Raw genomic sequence first — 19,067 nt, 5'->3', positions numbered from 1 at the left:
CGACGTTGAAGGACTTCCATGACGACATGCGCCGCTTCAACAACCGCCACGCCTTCGCCACCATCACCTCACCCCGCCGATGACCCGTGCAAAAATCCGCCGTGCCCGGCATTACCGCGCAGCCGTCAGCCTTGAGCGCGGCGACCAAGGATCAGCATTCGGCCAGCGAAGACTTGCGGCCGCAGCGTCTTGGTCAGCATGGCGGATAGGAAACCGAGGTGGCCACTGACATCAAGCGACGATTGCACGATGGGGCCTCGTTCTTCAGGGTGTGAATTCGAGGCGTTGGCCCTTTTGGGTGGCAAACGTTTGCTCTTTGCCGGCATGGCGGAGGGTGAGCGGGCCTCCGACGTGCGAGTGGATGGTGGCTCGGGTGACTTTTCCGTCCTGCCACTCCATGTCCACCTCGAAACCGCCGCGGGCGCGCAGTCCCTTGGCGGTGCCATGATTCCAGGCGGCGGGCAGGGCCGGCATCAGGGTGAGGCGGCCATCGTGGCTTTGGACGAGCATTTCGGCGACGGCCGCGCAGCCGCCGAAGTTGCCGTCGATCTGGAATGGCGGGTGAAGGCACATCAGGTTGGGGGCACCGCGGCCGATGAGCATCGAAACCAGTTTGGCGGCGCGGTCGCCATCGTTGAGCCTTGCCCAGAAGTTCGCCTTCCAAGCCATCGACCAACCGGTCGAAGCGTCGCCGCGGCGGTCGAGCGACCGGCGCGCGCCTTCCAACAAGTGCGGGGTATTGGCGTTGATTTCGGTGCCGGGATAGAGTCCCCAAAGGTGCGAGCTGTGGCGGTGGCTGACCTCCACTTCCTCGAAGTCCTCCTGCCATTCCATGATGCGGCCGTCCTTGTTGAGCTTGGTGGGGGCGAGGCGGGCACTGGTGGCCGTCAGTTTCTCCGCGAATTCCCGGTCCACGCCGAGCAGGGCGGCGGCTTCGGTGGTGGCTTGGAACAAACCGCGCATGATCTGCATGTCATAGGTGGAGCCGGCGCACAGCCATGCCTTGATGCGTTTGCCGTCCTGGGCGGTGGTGAAATAGCTGTTTTCCGGCGAGCTGGAGGGCACGGTGACGAGAAAACCGGATTTCGGATCCTCGACAAGCACCTCGGCGCAGAATTCGGCGGCACCGCGCAGAAGCGGATAGTATTTTTTCAAAAACTCCTTGTCGCGGGTGAACTGATAATGCGTCCACACATGCTGGACGAGCCACGCGCCGCATGTCGGGCCGGCCGAGGCCGACAGGTAGCTGGGCGAGGTTTCAAACCATGGGTTCTGCGTGTGATAAGCCGTCCATCCCGGCGCGTTGAAATAGGCCTTCGCGGTGCGCGCGCCTTCCTTGGACATGCCTTCGAGGAAGCGCATCAGCGGCAGGTGGCACTCCGCGAGGTTGGTCACCTCGGCGGGCCAGTAGTTCATCTGGAGGTTGATATTGGTGTGAAAGTCCCCGCACCACGCCGTATTGTATTCCTCGGCCCAGATGCCTTGGAGGTTGGTCGGCCACGGCGAGTCGGGACGCGATCCGGAAACCATGAGGTGGCGGCCATATTGGAAATACAAGGCGGCCAGCGAGGGGTCGGGAGATTTTTCATTCAGCTTCACGCGTTCGGGCGTCGGCAAGGCTGCGTTGGGACCGGCGGGCAGCGTGACCTTGCAGCGCTCCATGGAGGAGGCGTGGTCGGACACGGTGGCGGAGCGCAGCGCGTCGGCGGACTTGCGGCGGGCGGCGGCCAGGCGGTCGCGCACCTGTTTTTCAAAACCGGGATTGCCCAGACTGGTGCCGGCGGAAACCAACAGCAGGACCTCATCCGCGCCCTCGATGGTGATGCCCTGGTCAGTCGTGCGGGTCGTTCCTCCGGTGCTCTCCGCGCATAACAGCGCTAAAATCCGTGTGCCCTCGCCGCCGCCGCCCGGTTTCTCGAAGGGCAGTTGGCCGACAAGCGCATGGTCGGTTCCGTCCGCTTTCACCGTGGCGTTTTCCTTCCGCGACAAGCCGGCGGTGAACGAGAGCTTTTCCGAACCCGTGGCCATGAACCGGACGACGATCACCTCGTCCGGCTTCGACACGAACACTTCGCGCTTCTGCCCGGCACCGTTCAAGGCGAAGATGGTCGTTGAGACACCTTGGAGCAGGTTCAGGTCGCGGCGGTATCCGGATGCCGCGGCGTCCCCGGACGTTTGGAACCGGATCAAGAGATCCCCAAGAATCTGATAGCAACCGAATTGATTGGGATTCCACCAGCCCTTGGTGCCGTCGGGATACTGGAAATTTTTCTTCAGCAACGCTTCGGCACCGGCCATCTCGCCGGAGAAGATTTTTTCGCGCACTTCCGGCAGGCATTTCCATGCATCGTGGCGGTTCGAGTCATAGGGGCCGCCGGACCAGACGGACGATTCGTTGAGGACGATGCGCCATTCGCCGGTCCCGCCGAAATCCATCGCGCCGAGGCGGCCGTTGCCCAGCGGGCAAGATTCCTGGTAGCTTTTTGCGGGTGCCGTGAACCAAACGCTCATCGGTTCGGCGGGAGGCTCGACGGCAGAAACGAAGGCGGACCCGGCGAGACAGGTCAAAAGCTGCAGTAGGAGCCCATTCATGCGGTTCCATACGCGGCATGCCGCACCGGGATACTGAAATCCAGATCTGTGAGTCATGGGGGAAGGCTGATAGCGACACCGGCTGGCAGCAATCTTATTTGAACACTTGCGCAACAACGGAGAGGGCGCGGACCAGCGGCGCGTGGAGCGGGTGGCCGCGCTTTTGCATCTCCGCCGCTCGCTGATCACCGCAAATCTCGCGTCCGAATATGGCAAACCGATTTTCGCCGTCCCCGGACCGATCGACAAGCCGACGTCCGCCGGTTGCAACCAACTCATCGGCGACGGTGCCACCCTCGTCGCCGATGCCACCCTCGTCGCCGATGCCACCCTCGTCGCCGATGCCACCCTCGTCGCCGATGCCACCCTCGTCGCCGATGCCAGTCACCTGCTAGACGACCTCGGCGAACCGCCCTTCGCCCGCAAAGCCAGTATCGCGGAACCCGGCGCGGAAATCCCCGAACTGCCGGAAGAGGAAGCCATCGTTTTCGCTGTCGTGACTGCGGACGAGTCGCCGGTGGATCTCATCATCGAGCGCAGCGGCCTGCCCGCGCATTTGGTGACGGCGACTTTGATGAAGCTTGAGATGCGCCGGCTGTTGCGGGCGTTTCCAGAGTTCCGCTATGCGCGGAGGTGAAGAAAATCACCGGTAACACCCGTCCACGAAATCCACGATCGGCGCAGGGTCGGGCAAGCTGTGCGGGTGGTGATCGCAGCCGGGTTTGCGCATGACCTGGATTTTCCCGCCGAGCGCTTGGTAACGTTTCTCGACGATATCGATGTTTTCGCTAGCAGGAACGGTTTTGTCGGCGTCTCCGACCACGGCGAGGATCGGGACTCCGGCTTTGGCGAGCGGGGCAAGGGTGTCCATGTGATTGGATTCAGCTATCCGGTCGTGCCGCAGGGCAAGGCGCGGATTCGCACCCAGATCAACGCCGCCCATACTCGGGAAGATCTGGAACGCGCCGTCGCGGCGTTTGTTGACGTGAGGCGCGAACTCGGAATCCAATGATCAGGGTGCCGCGATCACCCCGACCTCGGCGGCGCTCACATGGTTTTTTTCCATTGCGTGTAGTCCCGTGAACCGGAAGTAGCGGGCAACTACAGGAGGGCTCAGGGGAACGATTTGCTCGATCGGGTTTGCCTTGATGTTCGGAAACTCACCTTCGGCAATTTGCACCCAGCGTTTTCCATCGCGGCTGATCTCGAAGCGATAGCGGTCGGTCATACCATGGGGCGTGCCGTCCTGGCGCGGCAGGTAGGTGAAAGCACCGATCTTGATGTCACTTCCCAGATCGACATCAAAGCTTTGGGGTGGGTTCTTTTCGCCCTCGTTCGGATGGGTGTGCCAGAAGGTTTTAGGATCATCATCGATGGCGTTTGCCGCGTTCCCGGCGGTGGCTGATAGAATTTTCCACGAAGCCTTGGAGCGGTTGGCATCCGGGCCGCTCACTTTTTCGGCGGCTGCGCGGATCACCGGCATCCGGTAAAGTGCGAACTCGGAAAGGCATGGAACCGCGGCGGAATCTGTCACCCGCAAGCGCAGCTTGTCGGTGGTTGTTGGTTGGGGGAGCCGGATGAGCACCTGCGTGCCGACGGTTTTGCCGCTGTGGATTTTTTTCCAATCGCCATCGATCCAAGCGTCGATCTCAAAGGCATCGACGCGCTGGCCCAGGCGGATTTGCTCACGCAGGCGGATGACGTCGAACGTGGCGGATGTGGACAACCGAATCTCGGCGGTCGGGGTGTGGTTATCATCATCGGCCGCCCAGTAGCTCTCAATGTCGTCATCCGTTAGTTTGCCCGCGGAGTAAGTCGGATCCCCTCCCCTTGCCGGGCCCTCGGCGACGGCTCCAACGGCGAAGTCTCTCGAAAAAAGCGCGTCGCGGGCTTCGCGGAATTCATTCAGTGACTGGATGTCCGGCTGACGGATTTTTCCGTCGCGGTCTGGCGGGACGTTGAGGATGAGGTTGGCTCCGCGACCGACGCAGTCGAACCACAACTGCGTGAGCTTCTCCGGACTCTTTACCTGGCCGTCCTCGCGCTCGTGCCAGAACCAGCCCGGCCGGATCGAAGTGTCGCCTTCCGCAGGGACCCAGCTTATTCCGTGGCGGACGCCGGTGGCACCCATGCCGCCGGCACCCCACGTGTGCCAGTGCGGGTAGCCGACGTGGCCCTTTTCGGAGCCGCCCCAGCGGGCGTCTCCAGCTCCCCAGACCACGCAGTCCGGTTGCAATTCGCGGGTCATTTTCACCACTTCCTGAAACTGATAGTAGTTCTCGGGAATGGTTCTCGATTCCCTGGCCCCGCCGTAGAATCCGTCGCCACCGTTCGCGCCGTCGAACCAGATTTCAAAGATCGGCCCGTAGTGGGTGAGGACCTCGCGGATCTGCTCGTGGAAATCCTTCACATATCCTTCGCGACCGTATTCCGCGTGATTGCGGTCCCACGGCGAGACATAGATGCCGAGCTTGAGCCCTTCCGCTTTGCAGGCGGTGGAGAACTCCTGGACGAGATCGCCCTTGCCGTCTTTCCACGGGCTTTTTGAAATGTTATGGGCCGTCGTCCTGGTCGGCCACAGGCAGAAGCCGTCGTGGTGTTTTGCGGTTAAGATCACGCCCTTCATCCCGGCGTCCTTGAACTGGCGGACGATCACCCGCGCGTCGAAGGATGAGGGATTGAACAGTTTCGGGTCCTCGTCGCCATATCCCCACTCGCGGTTGGTGTAGGTGTTGAGCCCGAAGTGGACGAACGCGTAGTATTCCATGCGTTGCCATTGAACCTGGCGTTCATGCGGCAGGGCGCCGAAGGGAGTCGGTGGCTCGACGGCGTGGAGTGACCCGCTGATAGCGAGAGCGGTGAGGGGCAGGGTGAAGTAGTTTCGAAGATTCATGGAAGATGCGGTGGCGGATTAGGATTGTTAGCGAATAAAAGCTAGATGGTCAGAGGCGGGGATTCGTCCAGCCTGGTTTTACAACAAACTGACTGTGAGCAACAAACACCCCCGCCGTCGTAACGAGTCCCGGAACGCTGGTGCATCCCGCGGCGATACCGCCGATGGGATTGATGAATTTGCGACGAAAGGTGAATTCTTGAGTCATTGACTGATGGTGATTGGAACTTGAAAGTGGCTGCCTGTCAGTTGGTGTTTTTGAAAAATCCAGCGTGCGGGCTCTTCGGTTCGGGCAGCATGGTTTTCGAGCTTCGGCACCGTCGGATTGTCGCCGTAGATCGAGGCGGAAGACTCGAATACCAGCTTCTTCACACCGGCAGCCGAAGCTTCTTCCGGCACGTTAAGCAGTCCGTGATGATCGCCCGGGAATCATCATACATCGTGTCCCCGGTCAGATTGACTCGGCCCGGCCCGCCTCACAGCTGCTCGTCCCAGGTCCAGCCGAGATGGGCGAGAGCGGGTTCGATGAGTTCCTTGCAGGTGGTGCGTTCGTTGCGGGACATGGGATGAGGATGGGAAATCTAGCGGGGCAGGAAATGTAGAATGTTGGGGTTCAAATACGGGTGGCGATGCTGCCATACATCGCAGGGACCGTGCCAGAACCCGAATTCTGATTTAAGTGACTTAAATTCAATGCTTTGAATCCTTGATTGGACTCGGGGTGTGCCCCTAAAAATCAATCTTTGTTGATGGCTGGATCTCATTTCGTTGAAGTTTCCGAAGAGGATTCGGGATTCGCGGTGGCGTTGAAGGTTTTTTCGAAGTCGGCGGCGATGGTGATGATTTCCTCGAATGAAGGAGTCTTGCCGAAGAACATCGGGCCAAGCATGGCGGCGTAGTCGGATTTCCAGTCGCTTAGATGTTCTGTGGGCGGCGTGAGCCGGAAGCTGCCGGGCTTGTGGGTGGTGTAGTCCACCCAAGAGAAGCGAAAGAAGAGTTCACGATGCTCGGCGACCCGCTCGAAGAGGGCCGTTTGAGCCAGGGCCTTTTCGCCGACACCGGCTCGGAGGAGGCACCAGAGGTCGTAGTAATGGCGGACCATGCGGAATTTTCGAGGCTTGCCCGGCGGGCGGAAGGTTTCCTCGTGGAGCAGGCAGGCTTTTTCCCAAAACGTGCGCTCGGCGGCGAGCACCCGGACGACGCAGGATGGTGCCGGGTCGAGCGTGGGAAAGTGCGCTGTCACATACGGCTGGATGGACTTCTCCTCGTGAGGCCAGTCGTCCGAGCGTGCGCCGAGTTCGATTTTCACAACAGGGCGGACGTATGCCGCCGCGCTGGCTGGGAAGACCGTGGGATAGTGGAAGAGCAGGCACTGGCCGTCGGGTATGTCGGGATCGACTTCGAGTTGCCAGCCTGTTTCACCGAGAGCGTTTTGGATTCGGGACGCGAGGATGGGTTGCAGCATTCCCTGGACCCAATCGCGGCAGGCGTCCATGAGTGCTTCGAGACGCGCCTTGCGCTGTTTGTTCGAGGGAGCCTTGTCTGGTGCGGCATCTCCACCGAAGCCGAGAACCTCCTTGTCCACGATGAGATCGATGTCCTCGGAAAAGCGCTCGATGAGTTTCCAGGCCTTAGAAAGCGAAGTGCCACCCTTGAAGGTGATGTGGCCACCAATGTCCGGATCCGAGAAGATTTCGCGCAGTGTCCAGCATACCCAGAAGTCCTTTTCCACGCTGGCGGCGTCGAGGCCCATCGCCCGGTTCACTTCAACGTAAGCGTCGAGTTGGTCGGCGGGGGTGAGCTTCAGCAAGGCATCCATGGTTCAGGCGGCTGGCAGGTCTTTGGCCACGCGGTGGAAAATGTCGGCGATCCAGGCGGGAGCGCTGGCGGCATCAGCAGGAAGGGCCGCGCGGTCGGCCGGGGAAAGGTTTCGCCGGAGCTTCGAAATGACGTCGGCATCCACGCCACGTTTTCCTATCCAGCGCAGGGCGAGGATGACCTGAGCGCTTTTTGGGTTTTTCGTGGAAACGAACCGCGGGGAAACGTGGCGGAGGACGATTTCGGAATTACCGCTGCGGATGCGGCGGTTCGGGCCGGTGGTCAGGTGCCAGCTCCGCATGGGCACCTGGTCACTGAGGCCGAGCACATTGGCCGCGTGGGCACCGGTGGGGAATACGTCGCCGCCAGCCTTGCGCTGAACCAAATCCTGCATGGCGTCGTAGCTGGGACCAAGCGAACCGAGCGCCGGGTGGTTTCTGGGCTGGTGGTAGAGGCCACGCCCCGCACGACGGACGAGACCGCTTTTGCAGTTGCGGGAAAGGGCTTTGTCCACTGCTGCCCGCGACCCAAGATCGATGAAATCCATCGGAGTCCATACACGGTCCTGCGGCCCCGTTCGGATTCGGTCGAGGATCGCGGCGTCAATGGAATCAACATGCTTTTTCATGGTCGAGTGACTTTTCGACCGAAGTTCTACTGCTTTTTCTGACGAAATCAAGAGCATAGATGGAGTAGTATTATTGAAGATTCCGAGATTTCAGGAACTGGTTGATTGCTTGTGGAGTGATACCAAGAAGCCTGGCAGCCGGGCCTGGACGTCGCCGCCGAGCTCCATGGCGCGGCGGATCAGGTGGAGTTTGATCTCATCGACAAACTCATTCACCTTGAAACCCTCGGACGGATCGGGGAGCGCAGACATGGGATTGGGCCGCATGGGAGCTTCGAATCGCAGGTCTTCAGGGTTGATCACCTTCCCGGGAGTCAGCATGGCGGATTGCTGGATGACGCGGCGGAGCTCGCGGACGTTGCCGGGCCACGGGTAACGAACGAGTTCGGTGATGTAAACGTGCAAAATTAGAAATCTGTTATAGCATCGCCGGGGAGCTGCAATTTCAAGGCCGGGGGAATGCGCGCGAGTACATCCACGATCACGCTTGCCGAAGAGCGTCGATTATTGCCCTACAATTGCCCTAGCACGGAATTCCGCTAGATTGAAAAACTTTCATAACTCACTCATCATAAAGGTGGGCCCGCAGGGATTTGAACCCTGGACCAAGGGATTATGAGTCCCCTGCTCTAACCGCTGAGCTACAGGCCCTGTAAGGGATTGCTCGTGTTTTGTGTTGTTTGTATCCCGGTTTGCCACACCGCGCGAAAGAACAACACACAAAACCACCGAACACATGACAATCACACGGAAAACCGACAGTAAAGTCGCCCGCTTGAAGCGGACGAAGCCGGAATAGGTGTCTTGTCACGCAAACGGCTTATATCGGGTTCGGATCAAGGTCAATGGGAAGTCGAAGGAGCGGGTTTCAAATCCGGTGGGGTCGGCCAAACTGCCGGGGAAACGGGCGAGATGATGTGGCGCGAACCGGCTGTGGATTCCCCACGAGTGCACAGCCACGGGGATCGCGGTAGGGTGGGGGACGATGCCTGACGCGCTGATCCACGAGACCTCGGCCTATTTGCTGTAGCACGCCCGGGCGAAGATGGAGGCCAGCGCGGCGCGGGTGCTGGAGCGGTTGCAAATGGAAACGTTAGGAGTGGCGGCGTTGCGCGGCTTGTCGGACGCGAAGGTTTTCGGCGCCTATCTGGACCGCTGCGATACGATGTTCGATTTCGAGTGGGGCGGTTTCGGCGGAGTGTCCAAGTTTCCGCAGGTGGCTTTTGCGCCGGGTGCGGGCGGCGGGGTGACGCTTTGTGACGGCGTCACGTGTCGTCCGTTTCCGTGATGAACTGCGCCCGGCGTTTGATTTTCTGCATCAGCCAGCCGAGCACCGGGTGCTCGCCGTAGAGCACGAACGAGGCGTCCCATTGGTCGCGTTGTTCGCAAATCCGCCCGTCCGGGGCGAAGCGGAAGTGACTCATGCCGGGGATGACCCGCTCGATTCCGTTCTGCGGGTAGCTCATGGTCCAGAGGAAAAATCCGGTGCGGTCGTCGGCATGGGCGTCCAGCACTTTGAAGGAAATTTTGGGCATTTTCTGGAACCACTTGGAAAGCACCACGCGCAATTGCGTGAGGCCGCGGACTTCGTGGATCGGGTCGTAGAAGGCGATCCCCGGACTATAAATGTCACCCAGTCGCTCCAGTTTCCCGGGAGACATTTCCATGAACAGGTCCGCCACGGCGGCCATCGTGTCGGGGCAGTGCAGGGCCATGTGGAAAGAAAGCACGGATTCCGGGATGTGGCATCCGTGATTTTTCTCACCAGTGGAAAATCACGGGCGGCACGATGATCCGGACATTTCCACCCTTACGGTCTTCGCTTTCCTCGACGGCGGTGACGGTATCGTTTTCAAACTCGACGGCGGTCTTGCCTTTCTCCTCCTGGGTCACGCTGACGAGCCGCCGGTAGGCCTGGCCGGTGACGCGGTCGATCTCGGTGACGTAGTTTTTGATTTCCTCGTATTCGATGAATTCCCAGCGCCCGGATTGGCCGGTGGCGGTTTTTCGCAAGGAGGTTTTGGTCGGTTTGCCTTTCGCGAGCGCCACTTCGTCGAGGGTCATGCCGGCAGCGACTTGTTTGTTGTCGATGAGCGCCTGGACTTGGATCTGCCGTTGGTAGAGTTGTTTGAGGTTCGCGACGAATTCGGGATCGGTGGAGGAAAACGCCCAAGGCGCGACCCAGCCGGAAATCCCCTCGCGCGTGCCCTGGCCGCGGACCCGGTAGATTTTATCGGTGATGGCCTCGAGGCGGACGGTCTGGTCGGCTTTGAGGGTGCCGAGGCGTTGCTTGCCTTCCTTATCGGAAAAAACCGGGGCTTCCTTGATGACCTTTAGCTCGACCGGTTTCTTCAGCGCTTGCTCCATGTAAACGACCGAGGGGTCGGTATCGAGCAGCGATTTCCGCCCGGCGCGCTTGGTCTGGGCCTGCATCGGGAGAACGAGCATGGCGGCGATGAGGGTAAAAAGTCCCGGCTTCATGGGAGGGAAGGTAGTGGTTTTTTTCCAAAGCGGAATCCTCATTTCGTTCCGACGTCGCGGGCGGTGGATTATTCGAGGATTATTCGCGATTGGACGTTTGCCAATCTTGATTCATGGTCCGCGCATGCACTCGCAGGGCCCGCTTTCACAGAAGATTTTCGCCGTCGCCAAGGAACTGATCCCGGGTGGGGTGAACTCCCCGGTGCGGGCGTTTCGCAACGTCGGCGGCGAGCCGTTTTTCATCCGCCGCGCCGCGGGCAGTCGCATCGAGGACATCGATGGCAAGCACTACATCGACTACATCGGCTCGTGGGGGCCGAATATTCTCGGCCACGCGCCGGTCGCCATCACCAACACGATCCACGAGGTGGCGAAGAGCGGGATTTCTTTCGGCATTCCCAACATGTTCGAGGTGGAAATGGCGCGCACGATCCGTGATTGGGTGCCGTCCGTTGAGAAAGTCCGCATGACGTCATCGGGTACCGAAGCGACGATGTCCGCCATCCGTCTGGCGCGGGGCTTCACGAAACGCGACTACATCGTGAAATTCAACGGCTGTTACCACGGCCATAGCGACTCGCTGCTAGTCGCCGCCGGTTCCGGGGCGCTCACTCATGGCGAGCCGGATTCGGCGGGGGTTCCGAGGGCGTTCGCGGAGAAGACCATCGTCCTTTCCTATAATGATCCTGAAGCTCTTGAAGCGCTTTTCGCTGCGCGGGGTGAGGAAATCGCGGCGATCATCGTGGAGTCTTATCCCGCGAACGCCGGTTTGGTTTTCCCGAAAGCCGGCTACTTGGATCTGCTTTCCTCGATCACGAAAAAGCACGGCGCGCTCCTGATTTTCGACGAAGTGATGACCGGCTTTCGTCTCGGCAGGGCGGGGGTGCAAGGACTGGAAAATCTCACGCCGGATCTCAGTTGTTTCGGCAAGGTGATCGGTGGCGGCCTGCCGGTCGGGGCCTTCGGCGGGCGGGCGGACGTGATGAACATGCTCGCGCCGATCGGCCCGGTCTATCAGGCTGGGACCTTGAGCGGAAATCCACTCGCGATGGCGGCCGGCCTTGCCCAGCTCCGTGAGTTGCACAACCGCTCCGGTTTCGCCCGGCTCGAGCAGCTTGGCGCGCATTTCGAAAAAGGCCTGCGCCAGCTTCTCGCGGAAAAAGGCGTGCCCCACCGCTTCAACCGCGTCGGGTCGATGTTCTGCCTGTTCTTCACCGACCGGGAAATCGTCAACGTCGATGACGTGATGAAGCAGGATTTGGAGTTCTTCAAAAAGTTCTTCTGGGGGTGCCTTGACAAGGGGATTTACCTCGCGCCGTCACCTTACGAAACCGGCTTCATTTCGCTCGCCCACACCGAGGCGGATCTGGATGACACGCTCACGGTGTTCGGCGAGGTCTTGGGCGGAATTTAGGAACGCGAGATTCCGGGTTGCGCGCCCGGCAAGCGGCGGGCAGGCTGCGGTCGTGATCGCTTGCGTCTGGCGCAGGTGAAATTTTCCCCCTGAATAATGAATAAACCCATTGATGAGACGTCGAAGGTCGCGCAGGAGCCTGTTGGTTCTGTCGATCCGGATGCCATCATGACCGATCCGGACGATGATTTCCGACTGGTTGAACTGGCGCAACAAGGGGACACGCGCTCTTACGACGAGCTCGTGACCCGGCACCGGGGAAGGATATTCGCCATGATCCGCAACATGATTCATCAGGAAGCCGACGCTTGGGACCTCTCGCAAGAGGTCTTCATCAAGGCTTGGCATGCCTTGCCGAAGTTCGAGGCGAAGGCGAAATTCTCCACCTGGCTCTATCGAATCGCCCACAACACCGTTTACGACTGGGCGAGGAAGCGGAAGATCGAAAGCGCCGGTGAGTTCAACGACGAGATTTTCGAGCGGGAGCGGATTGATTCCGCCTCGTTCACCACCCCGTCCGGCGGTGAGATGCCGGACGCCACCATGGCGAACGGCGAGCTGCGGGTGAAAATCCAGATCGCACTCGGCAAACTTTCTCCCGACCACCGGGAAGTGGTGCTCCTCAAAGACGTGCAGGGGCTTTCCTACAAGGAAATCGCCGAGGCGATGTCGAGCACGCTGGGCACGGTGATGAGCCGGTTGTTTTACGCACGTCAGAAACTCCAAGCATTGCTAAAAGATGAATACGAATCCCGATGAAGCAACGCTGGCCCTGTGGCTGGACGATGAATTGGCAGGCGCGGATCTCGCCGCGGTCGAGGGGTGGGCGCTGACCCGGCCGGAACAACTCGCCGCCCGCGAGGAGATCCGCCGCTGGCGGGCGACGGTGGCTTCGGCCATGCCGGCATTCAAGGAACCGCCGTATCCGGACTTTTTCAACAGCCGCGTGCTGCAAGCCATTCGCGAGCCGGCCCCGGCGGTTGCACTGCGGGCGAGATCGTTTTCCTGGAAATCCTGGTGCATGCCAATGGCCGCCTGCGCGGGAATGGCCCTCACTTTTTGGGCAGGAACGAAAGCGACAACCACTCCTGAATACGACGTGGCGGGTGCGCCCAAGGCGATCCCCGTCGAGCCGGTTGTTTACACGCCGGAAAACGGGGTGGACGCCGAGTGGTTCGCGAGCAAGGAGGCTTCCGCCACGGTGATTGTACTCAAAGGTGTGGCGGCGATCCCAGATGACACCGATTTTTCCGCAACGGTTTATTTGCCAGCGGAGCGCGAGATCGACTCCACGGCGAACCGCGAGGTGAAACCCGCAATGGAAACGGAGCAATGATGATCCGACGCGAATGGCTCCGCGTTGCGGCGGCTGTGATGCTTTGTTCCAACATCGGCTTTTCCCAGGAAGATCCGGGAAAGGCCAACATCGGGTGGGTCGGGGTGACCGTCTATCACGCGACTAACGGTGACCCCGAGGTGGCGGGTGCCAAGACCGCTGCGGTGACGCAAGAGATCGAGAAGCGCTTGCGGGGCGAAGAGCGGCTTCGGTTCAAGAACTACCGGTTGCTCGGGCAGGACGTGCAGCCGTTGTTGAGGAGTTATGAAAGTTGGGCGCAGCCCTTGAAGCCGTCGGACGAGGTGCTGGTCCGCTTTGAAGCGCGCAGCCAACCCACCCGGCAGGCGACGGGGTTGGATCTTGAGCTCTGGCTCAGTCGGAAAAAGATCCTGAAGACGGATGCGCGGCTCGAAGGAAACCGGCCGCTTTTCATCCTTGGCCCCGAGTGGCGTGGCGGGCGCTTGATCATCGGGGTTGCCCTTGCGCCGAAGAAAAATCCGGGCTCATAATCCAGCCATGAGAATTGGAATCTTCATTTGGCTGGCGCTCGTGGTTTTCACCCAAGCCGGAGGTTTGGAATTCACCGAGACGCTCAAGGAGGTTAACGCCGGGGCGGATGCGACCCTCGTGACCACGGAGTTCAGCTTCACGAACAAGGGCGACAAGCCCGCTTCCATCACGAAAAGCGATCCGGGATGCTCCTGTTTGAAGGTCGAGATTTCGGGCGGCAAACTCAGGTATGCGCCGGGTGAATCCGGTGTCGTGCGGGCGACATTCGAGATGGGGAATTTTTCAGGAACCGTCGATAAAATGGTGGCTTTGTGGATTGACGATGATCCTGCGGACAAGCCTTCCACGCGGCTAACTGTCCGGGTCCACATTCCCGTGCTGGTGGGAGTGGAGCCGAAAACCTTGAAGTGGGATCTCGGCACGAAGGCTGATCCACAAGTCATCCGGATTCAAATGGCCGAGGGCAAACTCATCCACGTGACCGGAGTGACGTCCTCTTCCGAGTCGTTTGCGTGCGAGTTGAAGACCGTCGAGGAAGGCAAGAAATACGATTTGGTGGTAACGCCCGGGAGCATCGACGCGCCGGGATTGGCCGTGATCCGGATCGAGACGGATTGCGGGATTTCCAAGCATCGCGTCCAGCAGGCGTTCGCCGTGGTGCGCAAGCCGTCGCCGCCACAAACGCCGCTGAAGCCATGAACGGGCTCGGGCAGTTAGCCGCGATTGTCGGCATTGCCCTGGCGGCGGCCGGGGGAACTTATTGGATCAAAGGGCCACCGGCGCGGACACTGTCCTGCGATCCGGCCACTTTGAAACCCGGCGAAGTGTGCCTCGAACAAGTTTCTCCCGATGCGAAAGTGTTGTGGGTGGACGCGCGCTCGCGGAAGGATTGGGTGAAGAACGGGCTTCCCGGCTCCGTGCTTTGGAATCTCGATCCCGGCGAAGACATGCAGGCTTTCGAGGTGGATGTAGCGATGCGGATCATGGAAACGCCACGGGTGATCGTCTATTGCGGCGATGAAAACTGCGGGCTCAGCCATCAGATCGCGGATAAGATCCGGGGCCTGCAACTTGGCGCGGAAGTCTCGGTATTGCGTGGTGGCTGGCGCGCGCTGAGCGAGGCCGGACGGATCAAGGATTCCAATCCAAAGTCTTGAGGTCGATCGCCTCGAGATAAGGCGTCTCCGGCCGGTCTTCGACATTCCACCGGAGCATCACGGTGCAGGCCTTGGCCTTGCCGTAGCTGAGGCTGTAAGTGCCGTCTTCGAGCATCATGCCGATCTTGGATTGTCTGCCGAAGAAGGCGCGGGCGATTTCCTTGGTATTGTCCCGCGGCAGCAGTTTGAGAGTGAGTTTCTTCTCGCGGTTCGGAACGTGCTCGTCATTGCAAGAGGCCACGGCGGAAATGGTAACTTGGAAAACGCCCGCCTTGTCGGACGGGGTTTTGGCGTAGGCGGCGAGACGTCCGCCGAATGAGTCGAGAAACGGATCCACCACGACTTTTGGCGCGCCGGTCCCCCGGGTCCTGATGAGAATCATTTGGGGATTGATGGGCTTGTCGTCCGCGTCGAAATCCACATTGTGATAGAAATCGACCACTTGTTCGACCGCGTTGCTTTCCTGGGCGTCGATCTCGATCCGACTCGTCGCCGGAAGGGGGGCGGCGAGACAGGATTTGGCGAGTTCGGCTTCCGGCGTCTGGGTTTCGATCATCGGCAGGCGCTCGGCGAGCGTTTTGGCGGCAAGGAATTTCTCCAACACCTCCATGGCAACCATGCCCGGCGTCGTGGGTTCGAGCTCGGCGGGCAGCGGTTGGGGCGGTTCCGTGATCGACGGTTGGGGCGGTTCCGTGATCGACGGTTGCTCCGGGACCGGGACCGGCAAAGTCGGAATGATGTTTTTTTCCGGCTCTTGGGGAGTCTTGGGAGGCCGGGGTGACTCTGGAAGAATCGGCATGACGGAGCCGGGGGGCACGGCGTCCTTGGAATACGCGTCCTTCGGTTGATTGTTGAGAATGGTCCGGACTCCGTAAACCATCGCCCCTGCGGCGGTCAGGAAAAGCAAAGGCAGCAGCAGTCGGGTCCGCAAATGAGGATGCCTGGCGAGGGGGAGCGGATCGTTGGAGGCTTGGGCCGATCGACTCCGCTCGGGCATTTGCTTGGCGATTGGCTCGCCGTGGCCGGAACGACTTGGCAATTGACGGGGCTCCGGCCGAAGTGCCGCCGGAGAACTTGGCTGAGCCGGAGGCGGTGGCTGGTAATCCGGAGCTGCGGAAAGCGGAATCGGCGCGGTAATCGGCGGATAGGCCGGGGTGACCTGATGCGGAGCCGGATAAGGAGCTTGAATCAAAGTGCCGCAGGACGGACATGGTCCGGTGATACCTGCACGATGACCAGGAATCGTTAGCTTGATCCCGCAAGCGGGACACAAAAAGGTGATGGTTTCATTCGGCATGGGGACTGAGGCGGAATTTAACCAATCCCATCGGCTCGTCAATCATGCATAAACGCCAACAAGTCCGCCTCAAATCGGGAGATCAGGCGGCATGCCGCAGCAGGGCGACGAGAACGCCTTGGATGATCAACTCTTGGGCGGGAAGCAAATCCGGGTAGTCCGGATTTTCAGCGCGCAGGAAGGGTTTCCCATGATCCACCAGATAGCGCTTCAAAGTGGTTTCGCCATCGATGAGTGCGGCGACGATGTCTCCTTTTCGGGGTTCGCGGAATTCGAGGATCACGGTGTCTCCGTTGCAGATATGGGCGTCGATCATCGAGTCTCCGCGGACTTTGAGGGCGAAGGTGCGGGCGTTGCGCGGGATGCCGAGCGCGGTGATGTCGATGGAAATGCAGCCTTGGCGCTCCTGTTCCACGTCTTGGGCCATGCCGGCGGCGATGTTGCCGTAGATCGGGATGTCGAGAATTTCCCCGCGGTCGAGTTCGTCCGGGAAAATGACGGCGCGGGCTTTGCCGGCGAGTCGTTGGATGGCGCCTTTGCGTTCGAGCGCGCGCAAGTGGCTCATGGCTGCGGTTTGGCTGGCAAACCCGAAGTGGCGCTGGATCTCACGGGTCGTTGGCATGATACCGTCCTTGCGCTGTGACTTCCGGAGGTAATCAAGGATCTCCTGCTGGCGGTGGGTAAGTTCTGGATGTTGCATCGGTTTATGAACAGTGTTCCTTCGAACAAACCCGAGGATGGAGTCCGGATCAAGTGAAATTTTCGAGGTTTGTCGCGGCCGCCATATCCCGCTGGCAATTCACGCGGCGGGCGTCTAGTTCCCGCGTGTGCAGGGCGGGTCGGAAATCAGCAACAGGCCGACGTCGGTTTTCGGATGGCTCTGGGTCGTGTTTTTTTTGCACGGAATGACGCCGGGGTTTTGGTTGCCGGCGCTAACGAATATCCTGAAGGCCCGCGAACTGGGCGGTTGGGTGGCGGTCGTATTCGTGGTGCCGCCGCTCTGCGCGCTGGTGTCGCCATTGATCGGTGGCGCGCTGGCGGACCAGCGGATCGCGGCGGACCGGCTGTTTGCCTGGAGCTCGTTGATCAGCTCCGGAGCGCTTTTCGCAGCGTTCGCGGTTCTTGATGCGGGTTGGAATCCATGGTGGTTCGTCGCGCTGCTAGGAGCTTACTCGCTTTTCTCCGCCCCTTCATGGGGACTTCTGGCGACGATTTCCCTGACGAATCTCAAGCACGGCGAACGCCAGTTTCCATTGGTGAGGCTCGGGGCGACGGTGGGGTGGATGGCGGGCGGCCTGATCACCAGTTACGTGTTGCATGCGGACACCAGCCCGGTGGCCGGTTACGCCTCGGCCGCGACGCGACTGCTAGGCGGGTTGCTGGCGTTCATGCTGCCTCACACGCCTCCTTTGGGCAGGGGGAATTCCTGGAAAAGCCGCCTGGGTCTGGATGCGTTCATGTTGATGAAGGAGCGGGACTACCGGGTGTTCTTCGTGGTGACGGCTTTGTTTTCCGTGCCTCTATCCGCATTCTACATGTATGCGCCGGAACTGCTCAAAGTCCTGGGAGACCGGCATTCCACCGCGACGATGACGATCGCCCAGCTGACGGAAGTCGCCGCGATGTTGCTCGTTGGATCGGTGATGGTGCGGTTCAAGGTGAAAGCGGTGTTGCTGTGGGCGCTTGGTCTATCCGTGCTGCGTTTCGGCATGAGTGCGTATGCGGGGGCGAGCGGATCGATTAGCTGGCACATCGGCGGCATCGCGCTGCATGGGATGTGTTATACTTTTTTCTTCATCACGGCGCAGGTGTTTCTGGACCGGCGGGTGGATCCGGGGCTCAAGGGGCAGGCGCAGGGATTGCTGGGTTTGGTTTCCGGGGGGCTCGGACCGCTGGCCGGCGCCTTGGTTTGCGGGTGGTTGCGGAACCATTGTGTCACCGCGGACGGCCAGGGCTGGATGGAATTCTGGGCGATCCTTGCGGCGATGATCGCGCTGTGTTTCGTGATTTTCGCGGCGTTTTACCGGGGGCTGGGGAAACGCCCGGCAGGTTAAGCGAGTTCGCAGGCGAGGCGGATGGCGGCGATCATGGAGGACGGGCTGGCGAGATTTTTCCCGGCGATGGAGAAGGCGGTGCCGTGATCCGGGCTGGTGCGCGGCTTGGGCAGTCCGAGGGTGACGTTCACGGCGGTGTCGAAGTCGAGCAGCTTGAGCGGGATGAGGCCCTGGTCGTGATACATGGCGAGCACGGCGTCGAACCGGCCTTGGGCTGCATCGCGGAAGATCGCATCGGGAACCGCGGGGCCGGTGAAGATTGCCGCTCCCGAGTTGTTCAGCTGGTCAATCGCGGGCCGGATGATGCGAATTTCCTCATCGCCGAACGCGCCGTTTTCTCCGGCGTGGGGATTGAGTCCGGCGACGGCGATCCGAGGCTGGTGGATGCCGCGGCGCTTGAGAAATTCCGCGGTGAGCGTGCCGATCCGGGCGATGCGCGCGACGGTGAGCAAGTCGGGCACTTTGGCGAGTGGCTCGTGAATGGTCGCGAGACCCACGGTGAGGGTGGCCCCGGTGAGCAGCATGCCGTAATTGCCGACGCCGAAGGCATCGGCGAAATATTCGGTTTGGCCGGGGAAGGGGAAACCCAGCGCTTGCAGGCCCTCTTTGGAAACCGGGCCGGTGACAACCGCGTCGGCGGTGCCGTTTTTCAATTGGCGGACGGCTTCGTCCAAGGCCGCGAGCGCGGCGGCGGCGGAGCGGGCGTCGGGTTTTCCCAGTGTTCCCGCGCTTCGGTCGCCCAGGATTTCGATATCAAATCCGCGGGGGAGGAGAGTGGAAGCCAGCGCGAGGTCGATGACTTCCGGGCCGACGCCGGCGGGATCTCCGAGGGTGATGAGGATGCGTGGCATTGCGGAATTGTCGGGGGATCTTGGATGCCTGCCAAG

Annotated in this window: 21 protein-coding genes and 1 tRNA gene; 9 read left to right on the top strand and 13 right to left on the bottom strand. The window is 60.7% G+C overall.

Features of this window, described 5'->3' with window-relative positions:
- Positions 1-264 precede the first annotated feature (264 nt).
- On the bottom strand, positions 265-2,592 hold the full coding sequence (locus tag AC4DF4_RS05265; protein WP_490047062.1) for a glycoside hydrolase family 95 protein: 2,328 nt from the start codon (positions 2,590-2,592) through the stop codon (positions 265-267).
- A 106-nt stretch (positions 2,593-2,698) separates the two neighbouring features.
- Between AC4DF4_RS05265 and AC4DF4_RS05260 the strand changes: the two genes are divergently transcribed.
- On the top strand, positions 2,699-3,229 hold the full coding sequence (locus tag AC4DF4_RS05260) for a DNA-processing protein DprA (RefSeq protein ID WP_490047061.1): 531 nt from the start codon (positions 2,699-2,701) through the stop codon (positions 3,227-3,229).
- Between the two features lie 6 nt (positions 3,230-3,235).
- Here the strand turns inward: AC4DF4_RS05260 and AC4DF4_RS05255 are convergent, their stop codons facing one another.
- The 7 genes from AC4DF4_RS05255 to AC4DF4_RS05225 all read right to left on the bottom strand — a co-directional run bounded on the left by AC4DF4_RS05255 (position 3,236) and on the right by AC4DF4_RS05225 (position 8,582).
- Positions 3,236-3,463 carry a hypothetical protein gene (locus AC4DF4_RS05255; protein WP_490047063.1) on the bottom strand — a complete coding sequence of 76 codons (228 nt, stop codon included), beginning with the start codon at positions 3,461-3,463 and terminating at the stop codon, positions 3,236-3,238.
- Between the two features lie 141 nt (positions 3,464-3,604).
- Complete coding sequence (locus AC4DF4_RS05250; RefSeq protein ID WP_490047060.1) at positions 3,605-5,485, bottom strand: alpha-L-fucosidase; 1,881 nt, start codon at positions 5,483-5,485, stop codon at positions 3,605-3,607.
- A 204-nt stretch (positions 5,486-5,689) separates the two neighbouring features.
- Positions 5,690-5,884: a hypothetical protein gene (locus tag AC4DF4_RS05245; RefSeq protein ID WP_490047059.1), complete on the bottom strand. Its 195-nt coding sequence runs from the start codon at positions 5,882-5,884 to the stop codon at positions 5,690-5,692.
- Between the two features lie 361 nt (positions 5,885-6,245).
- Complete coding sequence (locus AC4DF4_RS05240; RefSeq protein WP_490047058.1) at positions 6,246-7,304, bottom strand: nucleotidyl transferase AbiEii/AbiGii toxin family protein; 1,059 nt, start codon at positions 7,302-7,304, stop codon at positions 6,246-6,248.
- Positions 7,305-7,307: 3 nt separating this feature from the next.
- Positions 7,308-7,931: a DUF6088 family protein gene (locus AC4DF4_RS05235; protein WP_490047057.1), complete on the bottom strand. Its 624-nt coding sequence runs from the start codon at positions 7,929-7,931 to the stop codon at positions 7,308-7,310.
- A 90-nt stretch (positions 7,932-8,021) separates the two neighbouring features.
- On the bottom strand, positions 8,022-8,336 hold the full coding sequence (locus AC4DF4_RS05230) for an AAA-type ATPase lid domain-containing protein (RefSeq protein ID WP_490047056.1): 315 nt from the start codon (positions 8,334-8,336) through the stop codon (positions 8,022-8,024).
- A gap of 173 nt (positions 8,337-8,509) precedes the next feature.
- A tRNA-Ile gene (locus AC4DF4_RS05225) sits at positions 8,510-8,582 on the bottom strand.
- 394 nt (positions 8,583-8,976) lie between these two features.
- Here AC4DF4_RS05225 and AC4DF4_RS05220 point away from each other — a divergent pair.
- On the top strand, positions 8,977-9,219 hold the full coding sequence (locus AC4DF4_RS05220; RefSeq protein WP_490047055.1) for a hypothetical protein: 243 nt from the start codon (positions 8,977-8,979) through the stop codon (positions 9,217-9,219).
- On the opposite strand, the gene AC4DF4_RS05215 is transcribed toward AC4DF4_RS05220, so the two are convergent.
- Together AC4DF4_RS05215 and AC4DF4_RS05210 are read right to left on the bottom strand one after the other, a co-directional pair.
- Positions 9,197-9,646, bottom strand: coding sequence for a nuclear transport factor 2 family protein (locus AC4DF4_RS05215; protein WP_490047054.1), 450 nt, complete (start codon positions 9,644-9,646; stop codon positions 9,197-9,199). The two genes, AC4DF4_RS05220 and AC4DF4_RS05215, sit on opposite strands and share 23 nt — an antisense overlap.
- 46 nt (positions 9,647-9,692) lie before the next feature.
- Positions 9,693-10,412 (bottom strand): hypothetical protein, encoded by a 720-nt coding sequence (locus tag AC4DF4_RS05210; RefSeq protein ID WP_490047053.1) that lies wholly within the window; start codon positions 10,410-10,412, stop codon positions 9,693-9,695.
- 124 nt (positions 10,413-10,536) lie between these two features.
- Between AC4DF4_RS05210 and hemL the strand changes: the two genes are divergently transcribed.
- The 6 genes from hemL (at position 10,537) to AC4DF4_RS05180 (ending at position 14,829) form a co-directional block, all read left to right on the top strand.
- Positions 10,537-11,826: a glutamate-1-semialdehyde 2,1-aminomutase gene (gene hemL, locus AC4DF4_RS05205; RefSeq protein WP_490047052.1), complete on the top strand. Its 1,290-nt coding sequence runs from the start codon at positions 10,537-10,539 to the stop codon at positions 11,824-11,826.
- Positions 11,827-11,922: 96 nt separating this feature from the next.
- Complete coding sequence (locus tag AC4DF4_RS05200; RefSeq protein ID WP_490047051.1) at positions 11,923-12,585, top strand: RNA polymerase sigma factor; 663 nt, start codon at positions 11,923-11,925, stop codon at positions 12,583-12,585.
- A complete protein-coding gene (locus tag AC4DF4_RS05195) occupies positions 12,566-13,162 on the top strand; it encodes an anti-sigma factor family protein (RefSeq protein ID WP_490047050.1) in 597 nt (198 codons plus the stop codon). The genes AC4DF4_RS05200 and AC4DF4_RS05195 overlap by 20 nt, the downstream gene beginning before the upstream one ends.
- Entirely contained in the window at positions 13,159-13,671 is a 513-nt protein-coding gene (locus AC4DF4_RS05190) for a hypothetical protein (RefSeq protein WP_490047049.1), read from the top strand. The genes AC4DF4_RS05195 and AC4DF4_RS05190 overlap by 4 nt, the downstream gene beginning before the upstream one ends.
- Before the next feature lie 7 nt (positions 13,672-13,678).
- On the top strand, positions 13,679-14,371 hold the full coding sequence (locus tag AC4DF4_RS05185; RefSeq protein ID WP_490047048.1) for a DUF1573 domain-containing protein: 693 nt from the start codon (positions 13,679-13,681) through the stop codon (positions 14,369-14,371).
- Positions 14,368-14,829, top strand: a complete 462-nt coding sequence (locus AC4DF4_RS05180; protein WP_490047047.1) for a rhodanese-like domain-containing protein — start codon at positions 14,368-14,370, stop codon at positions 14,827-14,829. Before AC4DF4_RS05185 ends, AC4DF4_RS05180 begins: the two co-directional genes overlap by 4 nt.
- On the opposite strand, the gene AC4DF4_RS05175 is transcribed toward AC4DF4_RS05180, so the two are convergent.
- Positions 14,804-15,760: a hypothetical protein gene (locus AC4DF4_RS05175; RefSeq protein ID WP_490047046.1), complete on the bottom strand. Its 957-nt coding sequence runs from the start codon at positions 15,758-15,760 to the stop codon at positions 14,804-14,806. The genes AC4DF4_RS05180 and AC4DF4_RS05175 overlap by 26 nt on opposite strands.
- Before the next feature lie 448 nt (positions 15,761-16,208).
- Positions 16,209-16,826: a transcriptional repressor LexA gene (gene lexA / locus AC4DF4_RS05170; RefSeq protein ID WP_490047045.1), complete on the bottom strand. Its 618-nt coding sequence runs from the start codon at positions 16,824-16,826 to the stop codon at positions 16,209-16,211.
- A gap of 127 nt (positions 16,827-16,953) precedes the next feature.
- On the opposite strand from lexA, the gene AC4DF4_RS05165 reads away from it, so the two are divergent.
- A complete protein-coding gene (locus AC4DF4_RS05165; protein WP_490047044.1) occupies positions 16,954-18,180 on the top strand; it encodes an MFS transporter in 1,227 nt (408 codons plus the stop codon).
- On the opposite strand, the gene pdxA is transcribed toward AC4DF4_RS05165, so the two are convergent.
- Entirely contained in the window at positions 18,177-19,031 is an 855-nt protein-coding gene (gene pdxA / locus AC4DF4_RS05160; RefSeq protein ID WP_490047043.1) for a 4-hydroxythreonine-4-phosphate dehydrogenase PdxA, read from the bottom strand. The two genes, AC4DF4_RS05165 and pdxA, sit on opposite strands and share 4 nt — an antisense overlap.
- Between the last annotated feature and the right edge of the window lie 36 nt (positions 19,032-19,067).

The sequence above is a fragment of the Luteolibacter sp. genome, from assembly GCF_058122085.1.
This window is presented reverse-complemented; position numbering and strand designations above follow the sequence as displayed.

Bases quoted from the DNA above. Each gene is read 5' to 3' on its own strand.
- AC4DF4_RS05265 (WP_490047062.1), bottom strand. From the start codon at position 2,592: ATGAATGGGCTCCTACTGCAGCTTTTGACCTGTCTCGCCGGGTCCGCC.
- AC4DF4_RS05255 (WP_490047063.1), bottom strand. From the start codon at position 3,463: ATGGACACCCTTGCCCCGCTCGCCAAAGCCGGAGTCCCGATCCTCGCC.
- AC4DF4_RS05250 (WP_490047060.1), bottom strand. From the start codon at position 5,485: ATGAATCTTCGAAACTACTTCACCCTGCCCCTCACCGCTCTCGCTATC.
- AC4DF4_RS05240 (WP_490047058.1), bottom strand. From the start codon at position 7,304: ATGGATGCCTTGCTGAAGCTCACCCCCGCCGACCAACTCGACGCTTAC.
- AC4DF4_RS05235 (WP_490047057.1), bottom strand. From the start codon at position 7,931: ATGAAAAAGCATGTTGATTCCATTGACGCCGCGATCCTCGACCGAATC.
- AC4DF4_RS05220 (WP_490047055.1), top strand. From the start codon at position 8,977: ATGGAGGCCAGCGCGGCGCGGGTGCTGGAGCGGTTGCAAATGGAAACG.
- AC4DF4_RS05215 (WP_490047054.1), bottom strand. From the start codon at position 9,646: ATGGCCCTGCACTGCCCCGACACGATGGCCGCCGTGGCGGACCTGTTC.
- AC4DF4_RS05210 (WP_490047053.1), bottom strand. From the start codon at position 10,412: ATGAAGCCGGGACTTTTTACCCTCATCGCCGCCATGCTCGTTCTCCCG.
- hemL (WP_490047052.1), top strand. From the start codon at position 10,537: ATGCACTCGCAGGGCCCGCTTTCACAGAAGATTTTCGCCGTCGCCAAG.
- AC4DF4_RS05200 (WP_490047051.1), top strand. From the start codon at position 11,923: ATGAATAAACCCATTGATGAGACGTCGAAGGTCGCGCAGGAGCCTGTT.
- AC4DF4_RS05195 (WP_490047050.1), top strand. From the start codon at position 12,566: ATGAATACGAATCCCGATGAAGCAACGCTGGCCCTGTGGCTGGACGAT.
- AC4DF4_RS05190 (WP_490047049.1), top strand. From the start codon at position 13,159: ATGATGATCCGACGCGAATGGCTCCGCGTTGCGGCGGCTGTGATGCTT.
- AC4DF4_RS05185 (WP_490047048.1), top strand. From the start codon at position 13,679: ATGAGAATTGGAATCTTCATTTGGCTGGCGCTCGTGGTTTTCACCCAA.
- AC4DF4_RS05180 (WP_490047047.1), top strand. From the start codon at position 14,368: ATGAACGGGCTCGGGCAGTTAGCCGCGATTGTCGGCATTGCCCTGGCG.
- lexA (WP_490047045.1), bottom strand. From the start codon at position 16,826: ATGCAACATCCAGAACTTACCCACCGCCAGCAGGAGATCCTTGATTAC.
- pdxA (WP_490047043.1), bottom strand. From the start codon at position 19,031: ATGCCACGCATCCTCATCACCCTCGGAGATCCCGCCGGCGTCGGCCCG.